Annotated in this window: 17 protein-coding genes; 2 read left to right on the forward strand and 15 right to left on the reverse strand. The window is 35.7% G+C overall.

Annotated features, from left to right (window positions below; all coding sequences use genetic code 11):
• Positions 1-491: 491 nt before the first annotated feature.
• The 12 genes from G7Y57_RS11930 to G7Y57_RS11985 form a co-directional block, all read right to left on the reverse strand.
• Positions 492-740, reverse strand: coding sequence for a macro domain-containing protein (locus G7Y57_RS11930; RefSeq protein ID WP_255491428.1), 249 nt, complete (start codon positions 738-740; stop codon positions 492-494).
• Between the two features lie 57 nt (positions 741-797).
• The gene (locus G7Y57_RS11935; protein WP_165024311.1) at positions 798-1,211 is read right to left on the reverse strand and encodes an ADP-ribosylation/crystallin J1; all 414 of its coding nucleotides are present in this window, start codon (positions 1,209-1,211) and stop codon (positions 798-800) included.
• A 15-nt stretch (positions 1,212-1,226) separates the two neighbouring features.
• Complete coding sequence (locus G7Y57_RS11940; protein WP_165024313.1) at positions 1,227-1,817, reverse strand: DUF4291 domain-containing protein; 591 nt, start codon at positions 1,815-1,817, stop codon at positions 1,227-1,229.
• Positions 1,814-2,371 carry an NADAR family protein gene (locus G7Y57_RS11945; RefSeq protein WP_165024316.1) on the reverse strand — a complete coding sequence of 186 codons (558 nt, stop codon included), beginning with the start codon at positions 2,369-2,371 and terminating at the stop codon, positions 1,814-1,816. Before G7Y57_RS11945 ends, G7Y57_RS11940 begins: the two co-directional genes overlap by 4 nt.
• 12 nt (positions 2,372-2,383) lie before the next feature.
• A complete protein-coding gene (locus G7Y57_RS11950; protein ID WP_165024318.1) occupies positions 2,384-3,085 on the reverse strand; it encodes an NUDIX hydrolase in 702 nt (233 codons plus the stop codon).
• A gap of 128 nt (positions 3,086-3,213) precedes the next feature.
• The gene (locus G7Y57_RS11955) at positions 3,214-4,326 is read right to left on the reverse strand and encodes an AAA family ATPase (protein WP_165024321.1); all 1,113 of its coding nucleotides are present in this window, start codon (positions 4,324-4,326) and stop codon (positions 3,214-3,216) included.
• Complete coding sequence (locus tag G7Y57_RS11960) at positions 4,323-5,036, reverse strand: RNA ligase family protein (protein WP_165024323.1); 714 nt, start codon at positions 5,034-5,036, stop codon at positions 4,323-4,325. The genes G7Y57_RS11955 and G7Y57_RS11960 overlap by 4 nt, the downstream gene beginning before the upstream one ends.
• Positions 5,037-5,173: 137 nt before the next feature.
• Positions 5,174-5,716 carry an RNA 2'-phosphotransferase gene (locus G7Y57_RS11965; RefSeq protein ID WP_165024325.1) on the reverse strand — a complete coding sequence of 181 codons (543 nt, stop codon included), beginning with the start codon at positions 5,714-5,716 and terminating at the stop codon, positions 5,174-5,176.
• A 17-nt stretch (positions 5,717-5,733) separates the two neighbouring features.
• Positions 5,734-6,354, reverse strand: a complete 621-nt coding sequence (gene prfH, locus G7Y57_RS11970; protein WP_165024327.1) for a peptide chain release factor H — start codon at positions 6,352-6,354, stop codon at positions 5,734-5,736.
• A gap of 49 nt (positions 6,355-6,403) precedes the next feature.
• A complete protein-coding gene (locus tag G7Y57_RS11975) occupies positions 6,404-7,801 on the reverse strand; it encodes an RtcB family protein (protein ID WP_165024329.1) in 1,398 nt (465 codons plus the stop codon).
• A 22-nt stretch (positions 7,802-7,823) separates the two neighbouring features.
• Positions 7,824-8,558, reverse strand: a complete 735-nt coding sequence (locus tag G7Y57_RS11980; RefSeq protein ID WP_165024331.1) for a hypothetical protein — start codon at positions 8,556-8,558, stop codon at positions 7,824-7,826.
• Between the two features lie 366 nt (positions 8,559-8,924).
• Positions 8,925-9,119, reverse strand: a complete 195-nt coding sequence (locus G7Y57_RS11985; RefSeq protein WP_165024332.1) for a hypothetical protein — start codon at positions 9,117-9,119, stop codon at positions 8,925-8,927.
• A gap of 310 nt (positions 9,120-9,429) precedes the next feature.
• On the opposite strand from G7Y57_RS11985, the gene G7Y57_RS11990 reads away from it, so the two are divergent.
• Positions 9,430-10,317 (forward strand): WG repeat-containing protein, encoded by an 888-nt coding sequence (locus G7Y57_RS11990; protein WP_165024334.1) that lies wholly within the window; start codon positions 9,430-9,432, stop codon positions 10,315-10,317.
• Positions 10,318-10,697: 380 nt separating this feature from the next.
• Here G7Y57_RS11990 and G7Y57_RS11995 read toward each other — a convergent pair whose 3' ends face one another.
• The 3 genes from G7Y57_RS11995 to G7Y57_RS12005 all read right to left on the reverse strand — a co-directional run bounded on the left by G7Y57_RS11995 (position 10,698) and on the right by G7Y57_RS12005 (position 14,578).
• Positions 10,698-11,792 carry a LacI family DNA-binding transcriptional regulator gene (locus G7Y57_RS11995; RefSeq protein WP_165024336.1) on the reverse strand — a complete coding sequence of 365 codons (1,095 nt, stop codon included), beginning with the start codon at positions 11,790-11,792 and terminating at the stop codon, positions 10,698-10,700.
• Between the two features lie 198 nt (positions 11,793-11,990).
• Positions 11,991-13,142, reverse strand: a complete 1,152-nt coding sequence (locus tag G7Y57_RS12000; protein ID WP_165024338.1) for an MFS transporter — start codon at positions 13,140-13,142, stop codon at positions 11,991-11,993.
• An 11-nt stretch (positions 13,143-13,153) separates the two neighbouring features.
• Positions 13,154-14,578, reverse strand: a complete 1,425-nt coding sequence (locus G7Y57_RS12005; protein WP_165024339.1) for a sedoheptulokinase — start codon at positions 14,576-14,578, stop codon at positions 13,154-13,156.
• Between the two features lie 635 nt (positions 14,579-15,213).
• Here G7Y57_RS12005 and G7Y57_RS12010 point away from each other — a divergent pair.
• Entirely contained in the window at positions 15,214-18,312 is a 3,099-nt protein-coding gene (locus G7Y57_RS12010; protein ID WP_165024341.1) for a SusC/RagA family TonB-linked outer membrane protein, read from the forward strand.
• Positions 18,313-18,318 lie beyond the last annotated feature (6 nt).

An 18,318-nucleotide genomic window follows, 5' to 3' on the forward strand; every position in this document is an offset into this window, starting at 1 on the left:
CAGTAACGACTTTCTGCCCACTCCAACCTTGTTACCAATGTTGGGAATAGATTAAACATGATCCTCAATCTATACTATCCATCTTATCAAACAGATAATACGTCTTCCTTCCATCCCCATACTTTTTCAATATGCCTGTCTCAGTAGCCAGCCTCAAGTCCCTGCTAGCGGTAGCAGTTGAAATATCCCTATTATACTCCATATAAACCTTCCGGGTAAACCCACTACCCTTGATTATCCATAATTTCCCCCCAATTATAAAACCTGAACCCTGTAGTTTTTCATTTACACAATGTTTTGGATAGTCCCTATCATAATTTAAGATTCTAGCAAGAACATAATTACCCCTCTTACTGTGAGGTAATTGTATGATGTAACCGAAAAGTTATTAAATCAATCAAAGTCCTCTTGAAAAGCTGTAATATCCTCCTGTTTCTTAGTGTGAATATATACTGCAAAATATAATTTTGCAGTATAACCAGTAATGGTTATTATGCATTTAAAATGTCATTATACAGGTTGTAATTATCATCATCAAAACAAACAAAAATAACCTCCTCTATATTCATATCTTCATTATTTATTACTTGTCTTACTGTATTGACAGCTATCTGTGCAGCCATATATTTCGGGAAACGATAAACTCCAGTACTGATATTCGGAAAAGCAATTGATTTGATACCAAGAGAATCTGCAATCTCTAACGATTTCCTATAACAGTAATGACGAGTTTGCTGCATTTACAATGGCATCAGCTGTTATTGCTGTTATATCTCCTTTGACTAATGTTATTGTTTTCATTTCTTCAAATATTTTAATACACAAAGACTTGCTTGATCGTTATTATCTATATTGAACTTTTCGCCGGTAAATACTGTAATAACTTCAATAGAATTTATGATCTGCGAATTAAACTCCGCTAAATTTTCGGCCAGAACCCAAAGTTCGTTATGAATAAAGCCTCCGACATTATGCACCTCGTATTTTTGTAGATAATCGGTTACCAATTCAAACTTTGTGACAATGCCACAATAACTAGAAAATTCATCTCCTGTATTCCACTTTTGTGCTATCTGTTCCGCATACTCCTGATTAAGTACGGGATAAAATATTGGCTGCCATCCCAAACGTGGTGGAAAGCTTTTGAAATTTGAGTCGATAATCAGTTGTAATTCTTTCAGACCTATTGGCCTGTATAATGTTGTTTTCATCTTTTTCTATTCATATCAATCAACTCCTAAGCGTTTCATTATATTTTCCGAAACAGGGTATATTTTTTCTATGGGAAGATGCTTTTTTGCTTTTTCATATTCCCCTTCTTTTCGTAGATTATATATTTTACGAACAAGCGGAGTATAATCTTGTATGTCAACAATCCATTCATTATTATATGCTTCGATCAGATGACGGCTTATGCCGACCTGTATTGAACGACAATCTAGTTTGTTTCCTCTCAAATTTCGTTCGGGATCCCATTGAACATTTACAGTAGCGTTTTGAATCATTTCTTTACAGGTATCGCCACTATTATAAACATTTTCATGTGGATGGGTTAATACAGCTTGTGACAATACATACTCCCATGATATTCGCTTAATTCTAATAGCCAGTATATACTCTTGTCCCGACTTTTGCCCATATCCACAGCGTTCCATCATCCAAAGAAATGAAGGTTTTATCCATGTCATGCGATTGAAAGAGAAAGGCTCGGAAAATCGTTTATTCTTGATTGCTTTTTCTGCTATTTGTTTGTTATAAGCCTGATACACCACGATTGTGTCTCTATCGTAGTCGGCTCGTATCTCATATTGTTTCATTGTTGTAATCTATCTCTAACTTCTATTAAAGCAAATCCCAAAAGATTTGCACCTTTCCACAACCTTGGATTTTCTGCATGTTCATCATCCTGTGCCAATCCAATTCCCCAGATATTATCGACCGGACTGGCTTCTACCAATACACGATCTTTTGTGTTCAGGAGAAATTCTTTTAAATCGGGATGTTGTGAAAATTTATAATAGTTTCCCTCACAAACGATATTGAAACAATTCTCATTCCAGATTTTCGGGTTGAAATTTCTGACTTTTCTACCTAGCTTTTTAGCTTCAGCCGGAGATTTGGCTGCAAGAATTTTTTCTACTATTTCTGTATCTCCAAACAATTCGGCTTTTCGAGCCATCATCCAGTGTTCGGCAGTCGCATACCTTATTCCATCGACTTCAAATGCGCTTTGCCACCACTGGCTGAAGCACGATTTTGTTACAGAGCCATCCTTTGAAGGTGCATGTCTCCAAAAGAAAAGGTACTTAACTCTTTCTTTTTTTTCTACTTTATTCAATAACCACTGTAGATTATATGTGTTATTTTTCATAATTGTATCTTCTTATAATTCAAAATAAAATCCATTCTTTGTTAGTTCTTCGTATCTCTCTTTATCAAAACTATATAGCTTTGGGGCTCTATTCCGTGCCCCACGTTGCTGCTCCTTTAGATCAATTAATAAGTTATAGCCTAAAATCTTCTTTCGGAAATTGCGGTTGTCCAGTTCTGTTTGTAATACTGTTTCATATAAACAATGAAGATCGGGCATGGTAAACTTCTCAGGAAGAAGTTCAAAACCTATAGGCTGATATTTGATCTTTCCTTTTAATCTTTCTTTTGCCATATCTAATATCTTTGCATGATCGAAAGCTAACTCCGGAACATCAGAAATCGCAAACCATTTTACACAGGTAGTATCCGTTCCTGCTTGTGCACTATAATCAGACAATTTGACCAATGCATAATAAGCTATACTAATTACCCTATAACGAGGATCTCTTTCAACAGCAGAAAATGTATACAACTGTTCCATATAAATATTTTCAAGTCCGGTTTCCTGTACAAGTTTACGTTTGGCACAAGTTTCAGAATCTTCATCCATATCAATAAAACCTCCGGGTAAAGCCCATTTACCTAAATAAGGCTCAATACCTCTCTCAATTAATAATACTTTTAATTCTCCTTTATCGAAACCGAATATAACACAGTCTGTCGTTACTGCCGGACGAGGATATTCATATACATATTTCCCTTGTTGTTCCATCTTTATATTTATGTATTATTTACGCAAACAAAGAAAAGGGAATATTTTCAGAACAAAAAACAGTTTGCGTATTTTTTACAATAAAAGATGAGAAATAAAAAGCACGCTAAAAAAAGTGTGCTTAATTTTTACTTGTCAACTATATACTTTACTTCATGAGCCTCCGTCAATTGCGGTATCTCCAATTTAGCAAGCATTTTATCGAGAACCGCTTCTGGTAGGGGATAATCTCTGTTTTTATTCTGATTCAACCATACACTATACGGTTTTTCTACATAAACAATTTTCACTTTAGCACCATAAGAAACAAACAAATCAATCAACTGCGAACGCATCTGCTGAGTAATATTGGTTGCATTCCAAACAAAGTTCTGCCCTTTTCTTAAATAAGTACGGGCTTCTTCTTTTGCTGTTTGCACCACCCATCCGTTTCCCGATTTATCAGTCGGACTTATCTTATGCTTACGACGAATAGCATCCAGACTAACAACAGGAGTCTCTTTACCTAAAGTTTGTATATAATGATCTTTACCCATACCCGGCAATCCGGACAGCATGGTAACCTCACATTTGAAATTATCAAACGGAACATAATCAATATAGCTGTCGTCCGTATTGAAATAGTGAAAACGAGCACTAGGACTTGCAAACTCTTTTGATACTCCCCAACAATCTTGTTCTTTACAGAACAACTCAAACATATCCAATGAATACAGAAGAGCACCCGGATCATCGCAAATCCGTCCTCGAGCATCTGCTTCTGCCAATAGTTTCAAGTGTTTGGTATTTAATCGGCATGCTACTTCAACTATTTTTTTTAGCGGATCAGGTTTTTCCATCAGCCAAAGAGGCAAACCATGAAAGCGGACTAAAGAGCCTATCTGCTCTCGGATATAAAACGGTGTCGGTATTTCTCTAAACAATACGCTACGTGCTGTATATTCCCCTCGACGGGCATGCCCGTTTGCAGAGATAATACCATTGCCTTCATCTATGGAAGTAGACCGTTTTTCGACATCATGGAATAAAGCACTAGCCCAGAGTATTTCCTGAGACTGTTTGTCCAGTTTCTGATATTCATCCGATTTTAATAGTTGCTCTATAACCATCTGCGTATGTATAGCTACATTTCCTTCCACATGATGTATACGATGCTGTTCTACGTATTTCATATCAGTTACCCACGAAAATTGTTTTTCGAGAGCATTCCATTCTTTATTTTGTGTTAGTTGCCAAATCATTTCTCTTCCTCCTTTTTATTGCTTGTTTCCCAAACCAGTTTTGCCCGTTTCCAGTTTCTTGTCCAGTGTTCGTCTGTTTTTACATGACCTTTACGTACATATTTGAAGACATTATGAGCAAAATCGTTCACGGGATATTCTCCAATGTTACGACTAACGACTCCTTCTCGTGTACATACTTCATGTGTAGACGGATCAATCGAACCGAAAACACTTGGCTCCTCTGCCCAATTCAATATTTGTTGTTTAAGCATATTTTCAGACAAATCTTTAACAGGCTCTATTTTTAATTCGGGGACTGTCGGAAAATCAAACATTGCAGCATAGAATTTTACCTCTTCCCACGAGAGCCACTTGTCTACACATCGCACAGCGAAGATAAAGTAATAATCTTCTATATGTTTATATTCAATGGAGTGGATAGCATATAAGTTTTCTCCGAATAATTCTATATCGCCCAAATCGTGCTTTATCAACTCCCAGCGTTCACGAATTTGATTCGTCCACGGCGAGGTCGTAGGTGATGCATGTGATCGGGCAAATACACCGAACTGATTGAGGCAGTTATTTTCGCCATCCAGCTTTTCTGTATGTACAAGGGTTTCTATTTTCCGGAAATCTTCCCAGTATGTATGGTTGATGCGGTCGTCGCTTGTTGTTCCCGGCGAAAAGGGGTAATGATATGTACGACCATATTTTTGTGATAACATAATTGTAATTGTTTCGTTTATAAAAATATGAATTATAAGCCTTGTAAATTTATATTTACAGGCTGAAGTCGAGATTCAAATCTCATATATACACTGACAATTACATGATTTCTATTTTATTAATATGTTATTCCTTACTATTTCGATATATATTTTACATCCACAAACTCAGTGAGCCATACGCCATTATCAGAGCAGTAAAACAAGATGCCATCTTCGTGCATCTTTCCTGTCATAATAGTTAAGATGCAAACTTTGCCATGCCTAGAACCCACTTTTTCTGCTGTTTCCTTATCACTGCTTAAATGAACATGCTGACGACTACCTTTTATGATTCCTTCGTTCATAATAGAGGAAAGAAATCGCGTAGCTGTTCCGTGATACAAAAATTCGGGAGGTGTGACCGGAGATAAAGCCAAATCTATATCTATCGAGTGTCCCTGATTCGCTCTTATCTTATTCTTCTTTTCGTTGAAAGAATAGCGTTGCTTATTATTTGTTTCGACAATCTCCTCCAATTCTTCCATAGAGAAATGATAACGATTCTTTTTACACTTTTCTATAAGTTCCTGCACATTCGCCCAGCCTTGTTCGTCTAGCTCTAAGCCTATCTTTTGAGGATCGTGCCTGAGTACAAGGCTTAAGAATTTACCGATCCGTTTTTTATGTTCTTCTGTCATTTTTTGTTTCTTAAATTTCACTTCAACGATTCCTGTATTACTTTCACCGGATTACCCCGTTGCAAGTTATTATGATTATTCCAATTCTTTTGAACTGCCTGCATACTCTGTTCTATATTCCAAGCAGCCAATTTAATTAGCAACCGTTCCGTTGCCAGTTTTTTATTCTGCAATTGCGAACGCTGATCGGAAGCTATAACACTCAATCCCGAAGGAGTATGAGTTGCTCTCACCGCCGATTCGGTCTTATTGACATGCTGTCCACCGGGACCAGATGCACGAAGAGTCTGATATTCAATTTCCTTTTCGTTGGTATCTTTTATATCAGGTACAATAAAGGAATTTACCCCAATAAACCAATTCTTGCGTTTATGATAAATTCGATAGGGACTTTGAGCAATCCATTGAATTGTACCTTCCCATTCCTTTACTATATCTTCGCATTCTTTACCTTCTATCGAGAGTGTTGCCGAAAACAAGGTGCGATTAATCACACCCTGTTCTCTTTCCAACACTTCGGTATTAAGCCCCTTCTTTTTAACCTGTTCCATAATTCGCTCCAAAACAAGAGCGACCACACGGCAACATTCGGCAGGACCTCGTCCGGAGGTTATCTGTAAGTATATTTTACTACTCATGTTTTATTCTTGCTTAATTGGCTAATTTTCATATTGGCACATTAACCAATTACTCTTTATTCATTCTAACTATCCGTGGCATAAACCTGCCATGAATATCAACCAACGACTCCTGAGCAGGCATTACTTTGTCAATATCTTTATAAGCCAGAGGCATTTCTTCCACACTACCTCCAATAAGAGTTACCCCGTTTTGAGTAAGTAATTTCTTTAAAGCCGATTGTGTAAATTGCTCCTTTGCCTTTTGTCTCGACATAGCCCGCCCTGCTCCGTGTGAAGCTGAATTTAATGAATCTGCGATTCCTTTACCACTTACCAGATAACCCGGTGTTGCCATACTTCCTGGAATAAACCCTGCAACACCTTTTCCCGCAGGAGTAGCTCCTTTACGGTGTATTATTGCATATTTGTTCGGTGCAATCTCTTCTCGCCAAGCAAAGTTGTGATGATTATTTACATTCGCTAATGCTTTTAATCCTAATGCTTTGCTCAGATTGATATGAATGCGTTCGTGGCATGCCTGTGCAAAGTCTCCCGCCAGATTCATACTCATCCAGTATTCCTGTCCGGCCTCGGTATCCAAGCCCAGCCATGCAAAATGCTGTGCTTCACGTGGTAATTTACATACTTCACGAGCCACATCACTGTAATGTCTGGCAATAGCTGCACCCATTCCACGGGAACCTGAGTGTGAAAGCAATGCTGTATAATTTCCCGCAGGAAGATTCAATACATTATTTTCAATCAACTCTATCTCACCAAACTCTACAAAGTGATTACCACCTCCTGATGAACCCAGTTGTCTTACTACTTTTCCGTGTAAGAGATTGAGTAATGGAGTAAGCTGAAATTCGCTTCTGTCCAATATGTCATGCTCCTGAGGAAAACCGAGACAGCCATCCATTCCGAAATGTGTATATTCTTTTAACGCTTCTTTGATCTGATGTGAATAGCGTTTCAGAAAATCCACATTGGTATCGAATACGGTCAGGCTCATCCGGCAACCGATATCTACACCTACAGCATAAGGTATTACAGCATTTTCTACTGCCAATACACCACCGATAGGCAAACCGTATCCGGCATGTGCATCGGGCATCATAGCTCCGGCAAGTGTTATCGGTAATCGCATAGCCAGATTCATTTGCTGTTTGGCCAGTGTATCGATAAATTTATTTCCGTATGTTTTGAATGCTAAAGGTTCATCGAGCAGGTTGTAAACGGTGAACGATTTGTCTACCGGTGTCGGTGAAAAATGTTCCGCCAGTTTTCCCCATACTTCATTGCCTTTATATTTATCGGGATATGCCAGCAGATCTCTAAGCATTTTTATAATTTGTTCTTTGCTGTCGTGTTTGCAATATTTGTTTACTATGTTGATCGCTAAACTACGTGCTACATTGTTGGTATATCCCAGTTTACTTAATTCTTTAGGTTGTATGCCCATTTTCTTTTTCTTTGTTATATTCTTATATTATTTGTTGAATCGGGATATTAATCAATGAGTTGTACATATACTTTTTGCGGTTTTCTTTTTCATTGATAATTTTCTTCCATGAATAAGTATTTCCACCTGCCATTCTCACCAATCTTTTGCGATTTCTATCTCTATCTAAGAAATCCCTCAATTCGTCTCGATATTGTTCAAGTTCCAAATCTTTTATCTGAACTTTAGTTATTATATTCGGTACTATCCGAAGTATAAAACGCCATTGTTCTGCAAATACATACTTTTCTCTTTGTTGTTTAAGTTGATAGTCGTAATATTCTACTTTATAAAAATATTTCGCCTCTTCATCTGTAAACTTCATGTTCTGAAAAGTCCAGCCATCGGGTTCTTGAAGTTTTTGTTCCTTATTTTTTCTGTATTTCCACTTTGATATTTTTCTTTTTTTCTCTTTAAATATTTTGTGTGGACTATACCATACCACATTTATTTTATCTAAAATGTTTTGATAAAATTCAGCATGGTTACTATATTTAGCTTCCTCTGTCAATACAAATAACCGTTTGTAACCTCGTTGGATGGGTGGGACTAATTCTTCATACCCTAAATTCCTTATCTGGTTATAGATATAGGTATGTTCTTTATCTATGCAGCGTAATTTTTTATCATACGCTGTACGAATACGTCTTATTTTCCAACGTCGCGACGGCAGATTATTTTGTATAATGAGAGTATGCTCATCAGCAAAATTGCCCATGACATTATTTTTATGCGATATAATCCGACTAAAGACACAATAGATGCCCTAAAGCCGATAATATCAGCAATGATATAAAATATAAATTGTGATTGTGGAACTAACCAACGATAACCAATTTGCAGCCGTAGATTTTTGGTTTTCTAATTATATAAATGAGTTGTAAAAGCTCTTCATTCCGATGAGCCAGCTTAGTTCCTGTTTGCTGTGTTTTATTTCTTGACCAACATAATTATACCCTTTCGTAATTTTTTAAGGGTTAGTACTCGTATTTCAGCCACAAATGTACTGCAATTTTTTATATTAACAAATATTTGGAATAAAAAGATGGTTATGGAGTTATATTTAGAAACTGTTTGGAATTTTTTATTTTATTCTGTTAAGCATTAATTTTATCATATCAAGTTGCCCCATTATTTGGTTTGTATCTATATTATACTCAGAGTCCTTACTCACATCTTCTGCATCATTCAAACCAAGAGACAATTCACAGTAACCTCCATCTGCCATAATCTTAACCAGCCTTAGTAATGTGCCCTTCAAAGTTTGGATTACTTTCATGGCTGCATTACTATCGTGTTCATTAGCTGCATATACAACTCGTCTTCAAGAGATAAAATATAGCATCTATTATCTCTTTGAGAGAACGTTTCCGTTTTCTTGCTTTGCTATCAATCATTTTTTCTATAACTTGTCATTGTTTTTCGGTTAGGTTAGTTGGGTAAATGTTATTTTGCATCTTTATGCTTATTTGGTTGATAATCATAAAGACAACAAAGAAAAACCGACTAATCAACATAAAAATAATGTGTAATATTTTATAAAACAGATAGATGAGTTATTTATAAATTCAAAATAATTTCTTAATAGTATGAGAAAAAATGTGATCAGCCTACTCATTTTATTTATCAGCCTTTCCGTATTCAGCCAGCAGGGAGACAAAATCAATCTTAAAAGAATAGATTATAAAAGTGGGGCTGTCGATAAAAGCGGAAAAACAATAATACCATTTATATACGATGGAATTGCTTTTCTAACGTCTGATTTGGTCTCTGTACAGAAAGAAAACAAATGGGGAGTGCTTGATTTATCAGGAAAGGAGATTCTGCCTTTTGTATATGATATGATATATTCGGTTTCCAATAATATAATCATGGCTAAAAAAGACAATAAGTGGGGGATTATTACTCCCTCAGGTCACGAAATTGTGCCTTACATTTATGACAATACTAAAATGTTTAGCGACGAATCGGAAGTCACTTCTCAAACGACTGCCTTAATGGTAGAAAAAGATCAGAAATGGGCTCTTATCGATCGGACAGGAACAGAAATTACCCCATTCATATACGATTCTATGTTTGAATATTACACTCTGAATGATCCTAAAACCAAAGATTTAGCTTGTGTCGATAAGAATGGAAAATATGGTATCATCAATAAAAAAGGAGAAGAAATAATTTCGATAAGCTATGACGAATTAGGCTCATTTTCAGAAGGCTTGTGCTTTGTCAGAAAAAATAATAAGTATGGTATAATAAATATGTCGGAGAATATTACAACTCCTATTATATACGATTTTTTACACCTCAACTGGTATCAAGGTAATCGTTGGGTAATTGTCCGAAACGGTGATAAATATGGTGCTTTAGACAGAAAAGGAAAAGAAGTTCTACCTTGCATATACGATCAAATTAAATTAGAAAAAGAGCGGGCTGAAGTCGAAAAAGACGGACAAACTGAATTTATACCAATCAAATAATTATAAGAAACTGTTTGGATTTTTATTGTAATATTTTCTTCTACATTTTATGTCTTTTTGAAGGCTTTTGTTATTTAAATTATTCATTATAAGATGTTTGTATAAATAAAAAGTTGTATCTTTTTGTATAGCAATAACATATAGATGACCAGCTACCCAACTTCTAATGGAAACTGTCTATTATTAATTTTCCCAATGGAGTTATGATGGAACTATGGAAATGAATGATTCGTGAGAAGGTATACTCCTCATCATAGTAGCTATATCAAAAAAATAGTTTCTTTTAATCCTAATACTTTATCAGCTTCCAAAAAAAAATCAAAAAGAGTGACTTCTCTTTCCACTTTATGAATATTGAAAAGTTTGAAATATTTTTATAATTATGTCGAAAATTCAGTTGATGCACGAGGAATTATCTGACCAAGCAAGCTTACATTAATGGGTTTTGCTTCCTTTGAATGAATGCGTCGCATCATTAATTCTATAGCAACATCAGTAATTTCTTCACAAGGCTGTGCATACGAAGTCAGAGGTGATTTCAAATGACTCGCATATTTCATATCATCGAAACCACATATTAGAATATCTAAAGTTATTTTCACATTAATAGCATCCATACTCGACATGAGCATAGCTGCTGTAGAATCGTTTGCGCATATTATGCCTGTTTTATTCGATAAAAATTTTATATTTCGAACAAAATCTAAGTTTTCAGGCTCTCCACAATATACGTTATTCTTATCAAATTGCAGATGACGTTTATGTATAGCCGCTGCAGCTCCTAAATAGCGCAAGATAACTGAAAAAGCAGAATTAGGGCGATATACAAAATTAATGATGGTGCACCCCGCATCCAAAAGATGCTCAGCCATTGTATAGCCGGCATTGAAGTTGTCGAGAGAGACCAGATCATACACACTCCGATTAGGGAATTCAACAATATCACGATCAAGTAAAACCAAAGGAATTCCTGAATTAGCAAATTTTTCGCATATTTCTCTATTAATTTCATCTGCCATGGGAATTCGTTCGAGAGGTGCAAAAAATACTCCATCAACCTTTTGTTCAATATAATTGACAGAACTCTTTTCTGTTAAGTCTTTCCTCATATCTGCATTCCCAGTTGTTGCACCTTCCCATAGGCAATCGAACTCTCCATCACGAGAATGCTGAAGAAAACGATTACTAATTATTGAAAAAATCTCAGATTCTCCGACACCTGGTAACAACAGACCAAAAGTTAATTTATTTTTCGATCGCTGATAAACTATTTTTGTACCGACCCCCTTTTTCTTCACAACGTAATTGTCGTGTTGCAATGTGTTATAAACTTTTGTAATTGTCGGACGAGATACTCCATATTTTTGGGCTAAATCATTTTCGGTAGGCAACAATGAGCCAAACGGCAAAATGCCATGACTTATTTGTTCTTGCAAAATATTGAGTATCGATTTATAATTTTCCTTTACCTTCATAAAAGTTTATATATTGCATTTCGTTTTGCAAATGTAATAAAAAAGAAATAGAATGTCTTTTAATAAACTACTTATGAATGCAGTAGTTTATTACATATGTTATCTGCTTTGTACAATTATTTGCTTTTAGATATATTAAAAAAAGACTACAAATAATACACTTATAGTCTTTCCCCTTTCAGATTGTAATATTAGAAATCAATTACTATGTTTCATCTTTGAAGAAATAAAGGCTAAATAGCCGATACAAACTGCAATCACCATTAAAGCTCCACTTTGGCTTTGTAAAGCATCTGATGCGATCCCCATAAAAATGGGAAAAATAGCTCCCCCGGCGATTCCCATAATCATCAAACCTGATATTTCGTTATTCCGATTGGGTATCAATTGCATTGCTTGCGAAAAGATCATCGGGAATATATTTGAATTTCCGATCCCCAATAATGCAATACAAAGATAGATAAGCATAGTAGTATCAGCAAAAAATAGTCCCGCTATCCCTACTAACATTAACAAGATACTTAGAATAAAAAACTTACGGGAAGATATGATAGATAAAAGAAAAGTTCCGGAAAAACAGCCGATCGTTCTGAAAATAAAATAAACAACAATAGCGTATCCTGCTTCATCAAGTGTTATTCCCAGCCTCTCTATCAATATTTTGGGAGCAGTCAGGTTTGTACCAACATCAATTCCCACGTGAACCAATATTCCCACAAAAAGGAAAACAATGGATTTGTTTGCAAACAGAGCAAAACAATCTTTGAAAGAAGACGGTTTGTTTTCTGATAGATTTTCATCAATGTCTGTTAAATAGAGCCATATCATCGGAATCATTGATATTGCGGCAAAAATAGGATATAGCAACCGCCAATTACCAAATTTTACGGAAGCCCATCCCGCAATGACAGGAGCCAAAAATGAAGCGATAGCTTTTACAAACTGACCAAATGTAAGAGTGCTTGCCAGTTGCTTACCATTAACAATATTAGTTACCAATGGATTAAGCGATACTTGCATAAGAGTATTTCCTATGCCAAGCAGGGCAAATGCGATCAGCATCACAGTAAAGTTATACCCAATCAAAGGCGTAATCATTGATAAAAATGTCACCACAAGGCTCAAAATTACAGTTTTTCGCCTGCCTATTTTATTCATCAGCATCCCGGTTGGCACCGATAAAATCAGAAACCAAAAGAAAACCATAGATGGCAACAAATTCGAAACTGTATCGCTCAGACCAAAATCAATTTTTATATTGTTGGTTGCAATACCTACCAGATCGACGTATCCCATGATGAAAAATGCAAACAAGGCAGGAATAAGTCGTAAAATTTTTGTGTTTTTCATATAAATCTATATTAGTTTTCAATAAGTGTTTCATGTACAAGATTTAAGAGGAAATTTTTACTTTCGTCCTCCGATTTTATTACCCCTATTGCTTTTGCGGCATTCAATGCTGCTCCCACAGCTGCTTCTTCATTGTAGGGTGTCAGATTTACTGATTTCATAAATGTTCTCTCGATAATTTCAACAAATAATTTATTCCTTTTCAATCCATTTCCACTACCACATATATATTCAATATTTTGAGATAATTCGGAGAAAAAACCTGACTTATAATACTCGGCAAGCCCGACAAGGAAGCCCGTAATTAAATTTCCGGGATGGAAATTGAATGAATCAATATTGGTTATCTCCCCTCTCCTACCCGAATCCATTCTTTGCCCGGCTAGTAAAGGTGAAATTTTCAATTTATTTTCGGATTCATTGTTGCGAGCCACCTTTTCCATATTGCTCCAAAGTTCACTTTCACTTATGTTACTCAGGTTAAATAAATCCATACCAACCTCCCTGAAAAAATTAAATAGCGATTTGTAAACTGATCCTCCATTGGCGAAACTGGTCGCTATCAGATATGAATCATTATCGTAGGGACGTAATTGAGTTTCGAAACCATCTATATATTTATTAAATATATCTTTCTCGTTCTTATTAATAAGAAATGACACTTGTGCTCCGGTGCCAACATTCAACAAGGCACTTGTGCTCTTATCAGACACGCTTCCTAAAAAGCTCGCTTGGTTATCGCCTAGAGCTGAAACAATGGGGATATTGATAGCCCTTTGCCTTGTATAGCCGATAATCTCAGTATCATCCACAATTTGGGGGAAATTTTCTACTTTTAAACCTAATTTATCTATCGAACCTCCTATCCACTTATTCGCGTGGATATCAAAAAGACCTATACTGTGTGCCATAGTCGGACTCATCACTATCTTTTTTGCTAGTAACCCCGCAAAATAATCGGCAATTGTACAAAAAGAATGTATCTCTACCCTTTTCTCTATATTGAGCCATTTATAAAGAGTTATTATTCCATAACCATTTGATAAGGTCTTGTCTCCCGAAAGTAGTTTTATCTTGTCTAATAAACTTCCTCCTTCAGACAAAATCATGTCTCCACTTTTATCTTCCCACGTAACAAGATTCGTTACTGCTTCAGATCTGCTGTTTACTCCTACAATTCCATGCATCTGACCGGTAAAACCATAAGCAAGTGTTTCAAAGTCTGGAATAGCTCTTATTTCGTCTAACAAGCTATAAAACAGACTTGTTAAAATATCTATCGATTGTTCTCTAACAAGAGGATCTGAAGTGGGTATATAAGCATTAGTATTTCGACTGAATACCTTTTCTATTCGCATATTCTCAACATTTATTATGACAGCAGAGAGCGAAGTAGTTCCAAAATCGATGCCTATTATGCATGGTTTCATTTTCATCAGAGTATATATTATATTTTTGTTTCTTATACCTTAAATAACTTTTGCGTACTAAAAAATCACAGATAAACTATCTTGTAAATTTGAATTTCATTTTTTCTCATCTTACTCCTATAATAACACCCTTTAAGCTATATAGTGGAGAAAAACGATTGTGTATTTTTCATTCTACTGTCTAACTTATCCTATTACAAGTACTCTTTATCGGTTCTTTTACAAGATATCTTTCGATTTTCACTTAGCAAATGTAAAACATAGAGCCATTATATGCAAACTTTATTGAATAAAAATACTTCGTATTATTTTACATACATAAAATATTACTGTGAAGTTATCATAAGATTTATAACATTATAAATATTGTGTGTTTACAATCTATACATATACCATAATCATTTGAATATAAATTTAATATATCAATATAATATAGTATTCAAATATAATTACTAAACAAATTATTGCATTTTACAAATCAATTATTTTTCAATTATGCATATTATTTAATTCAAAAAAATATCATATATGCATGTTTATTATGTTAATAAATATTGCATAATAAAAAATACACATTACATTTGTGAAATAATACACTTCGTAAAAACACTTTTAAATTGTTAAACTTTAAATCTATTCACATGAAAAAAAGAAATTTATTCAGATGGCATGTGTTTTTAAGCCTATTTTTCATCTGTACTACTTTTGCACATGCACAAACAATCAAGATTACAGGTAATGTTACATCAGCTAAAGATGGTTTGCCGATTGTTGGAGTAACAATTGTCGAAAAAGGAACGACAAATGGCACTATCTCTAACGAAGATGGGTTTTTCTCTATGAATGCCGAACGTTCCGGTATACTTCAGGTTTCATTTATTGGTTTTGTCAAACAAGAAATCCCGATAAATGGTAAAAATTATTTTGACCTGCTACTTCAAGAAGATAGTGAAATCTTGTCTGAAGTAATAGTTACAGGTTACATGACACAGCGCAAAGCCGACCTGACCGGAGCTGTAGCCATAGTTGACCTGAAAGATGTGAGAGATATGCCAGGCGGGAACATAATGAAAGACCTGCAAGGACGTGTACCGGGATTATTTATTACATCCGATGGATCTCCACGCAATGCTGCTACGGTTAGAATCAGGGGGTTAAGCACTTTTGGCGATAACGATCCGTTGTATATTATTGATGGGGTTCCAACCAAAGCAGCCATGCACGAACTGAATGACAATGACATTGAATCAATACAGGTACTTAAAGATGCTTCATCCGCAAGTATTTATGGATCGCGTGCTTCTAATGGGGTAATATTGATTACAACGAGGAAGGGAACCAAAACCGGTAAACCACGTGTTGAATACAATGGATTGCTGACTATGCAAAAATTTGTAACAAAAAGAGAGATGTTAAACACTCAACAATGGGGTGAAGCATTTTGGCGTGCTTCTATTAATGATGGACTAAGCCCTGCACATCAGCAATATACTTTCGACTGGCATACAGACACTTCAGGTAGGAATATACTTGATAGGGTAAATCTTCCTGAATTTATTGATGATAAAAAAACAATGCGTCCGGGAGATACTGACTGGTTTGATGAAATAACCAGAACCGGTTTTGCACAACAACATAATATCACAGTATCTACAGGCAACGATCGCAGTAATTCGTTGTTTTCGTTAGGTTATTTGGGGAACAATGGGATAATCAGAACTACAAAATTGGATAAATACTCATTGCGATTTAATTCCGAATATCAACTTATAGATAAAGTACTTAAAATTGGTGAAAATTTTGCCATTTCGTATCTAGCTGAAAGAACAGATCCGGGTGTGATGGGACTAGCCCTTATACAGCATCCACTTGTTCCGGTACACACCATAGACGGAGTTGGTTGGGGAGGCCCGGCCGCCGGTATGGGCGATAGGCATAATCCTGTGAGATTATTAGAAGATACCAAACAAAACAAAGAACATTTTATGCGCAGTTTTGGAAATGTGTATGTAGACCTTCAACCTATAAAAAATCTTCTCCTTCGTACAAATTTTGGAATAGATTATGGAAACTGGTATATGAGGGGCATGGACAAAAAATATGTTTCAGGCTATCTTGAAAGCAGCAAAAACAGTACTAAACAAGAACAAAAACACAATATAAACTGGACTTGGTCGAATACTGCAAATTACAATTTCAGTATCAAAAAGAATAATTTTGATGTTTTGGCAGGAGTCGAATACTTAAGGAGTTACAGTGAAAATGTATGGGGAAGCAGAGAGATGTTTACACTCGAAGATACAGATTATATGTATCTCGATGCCGGAACAGCAAACAAGAATAATGGTGGAAATGGTTCCGAGAATACAATGATGTCATATTTCGGAAAAATAAACTATTCTTATGGTAGTAAATATCTGGCTTCTGCAACTATCCGTAGAGACGGGTCATCAAAATTTGGACTAAACAATCGATTCGGAACCTTTCCTGCGTTTTCATTAGGTTGGCGTTTAAGCGAAGAAGAATTCTTTGCAAATAACGTGAAATTCTTTTCAGACCTGAAACTTCGATACGGATGGGGAAAGACTGGTAATCAGGACATACTTAGCAACGATGCAACGTATAATGTCTACATAGCCGGTTATGATAAGTCGTCTTATGACCTTTCGGGAAGCAAAAGCGGAAATCTGCCGTCGGGGTATTATAGAACTAAACGTGGAAATCCGAACTTGAGATGGGAAGAGACAAAGCAATCGAATTATGGAATCGATTTTGCATTTTTAAACAATAAAATCACAGGCTCTTTCGACTATTTTAATAAAAACACAACCGGAATATTAATATTTCCGCCAAATGTTGCTACTGGTGGCGAAGGCTATGATTATTGGGTAAATGGAGCTTCGATGAATAACAAAGGATTTGAGGCTGTATTATCTTATATGGGAGAAACAGGTAATAAACTGAAATATAGTATTACGGGTAATATATCATCATACAAGAATAAAGTAACATACCTACCCGAAGCAGTTAAGAATGCTTATGGAGGAAACGGTTTTGATCAAACTATATTAGGTCGCTCTAAAGATATGTCATTTGGATATATAGCCGACGGTATCTTTAAAACACAAGAAGAAGTAGATGCCCATGCTAAACAGCAGGGAAAAGCCGTAGGAAGAATAAAATATAAAGATATAAATGGTGACGGCGAAATAACCGATAGGTATGACCGGACTTGGATAGGTAATCCTCATCCCGATTTTATCTATGGACTGAATACAAGTCTGGCACATAAAAACTTCGATATTAATATATTCTTTCAAGGAGTTGTTGGAGTTGATGTATACAACGATAATAAAAAAATGACCGATTTCTGGTTCTTCGAATCGGGTAATAATAAAGGGATAAGAGTTCTTGATGCCTGGTCTCCGGATAACCCGGACTCTACAATCCCGGCATTGAGCCTGACGGATAAGAATAACGAGGGACGCACATCCACTTATTTTGTTGAATCAGGTGCGTATCTCAAACTACGCTCTGTTTCTATTGGATATAGCCTGCCTAAGCCGTTTATTAATAAATACAAAATGGAATCTGTAAGGTTGTTTGTCCAAGGTCTAAACCTTTTGACCGTAGCTAAATCGTGGGGCGATAATAAATTTACAGGTGTCGACCCTGAAAATGTGGGTAATGGATATCCAAATCCATTGAGTCTTACATTTGGTTTAAACGTATCATTCTAAAATATT

The sequence above is a fragment of the Dysgonomonas sp. ZJ279 genome (genome assembly GCF_011039205.1).
GTDB lineage: Bacteria > Bacteroidota > Bacteroidia > Bacteroidales > Dysgonomonadaceae > Dysgonomonas.

Coding starts and splice junctions, on each gene's coding strand:
- G7Y57_RS11930 (WP_255491428.1), bottom strand. CDS start 740: ATGCAGCAAACTCGTCATTACTGTTATAGGAAATCGTTAGAGATTGCA.
- G7Y57_RS11935 (WP_165024311.1), bottom strand. CDS start 1,211: ATGAAAACAACATTATACAGGCCAATAGGTCTGAAAGAATTACAACTG.
- G7Y57_RS11940 (WP_165024313.1), bottom strand. CDS start 1,817: ATGAAACAATATGAGATACGAGCCGACTACGATAGAGACACAATCGTG.
- G7Y57_RS11945 (WP_165024316.1), bottom strand. CDS start 2,371: ATGAAAAATAACACATATAATCTACAGTGGTTATTGAATAAAGTAGAA.
- G7Y57_RS11950 (WP_165024318.1), bottom strand. CDS start 3,085: ATGGAACAACAAGGGAAATATGTATATGAATATCCTCGTCCGGCAGTA.
- G7Y57_RS11955 (WP_165024321.1), bottom strand. CDS start 4,326: ATGATTTGGCAACTAACACAAAATAAAGAATGGAATGCTCTCGAAAAA.
- G7Y57_RS11960 (WP_165024323.1), bottom strand. CDS start 5,036: ATGTTATCACAAAAATATGGTCGTACATATCATTACCCCTTTTCGCCG.
- G7Y57_RS11965 (WP_165024325.1), bottom strand. CDS start 5,716: ATGACAGAAGAACATAAAAAACGGATCGGTAAATTCTTAAGCCTTGTA.
- prfH (WP_165024327.1), bottom strand. CDS start 6,354: ATGAGTAGTAAAATATACTTACAGATAACCTCCGGACGAGGTCCTGCC.
- G7Y57_RS11975 (WP_165024329.1), bottom strand. CDS start 7,801: ATGGGCATACAACCTAAAGAATTAAGTAAACTGGGATATACCAACAAT.
- G7Y57_RS11980 (WP_165024331.1), bottom strand. CDS start 8,558: ATGGGCAATTTTGCTGATGAGCATACTCTCATTATACAAAATAATCTG.
- G7Y57_RS11985 (WP_165024332.1), bottom strand. CDS start 9,119: ATGAAAGTAATCCAAACTTTGAAGGGCACATTACTAAGGCTGGTTAAG.
- G7Y57_RS11990 (WP_165024334.1), top strand. CDS start 9,430: ATGAGAAAAAATGTGATCAGCCTACTCATTTTATTTATCAGCCTTTCC.
- G7Y57_RS11995 (WP_165024336.1), bottom strand. CDS start 11,792: ATGAAGGTAAAGGAAAATTATAAATCGATACTCAATATTTTGCAAGAA.
- G7Y57_RS12000 (WP_165024338.1), bottom strand. CDS start 13,142: ATGAAAAACACAAAAATTTTACGACTTATTCCTGCCTTGTTTGCATTT.
- G7Y57_RS12005 (WP_165024339.1), bottom strand. CDS start 14,578: ATGAAAATGAAACCATGCATAATAGGCATCGATTTTGGAACTACTTCG.
- G7Y57_RS12010 (WP_165024341.1), top strand. CDS start 15,214: ATGAAAAAAAGAAATTTATTCAGATGGCATGTGTTTTTAAGCCTATTT.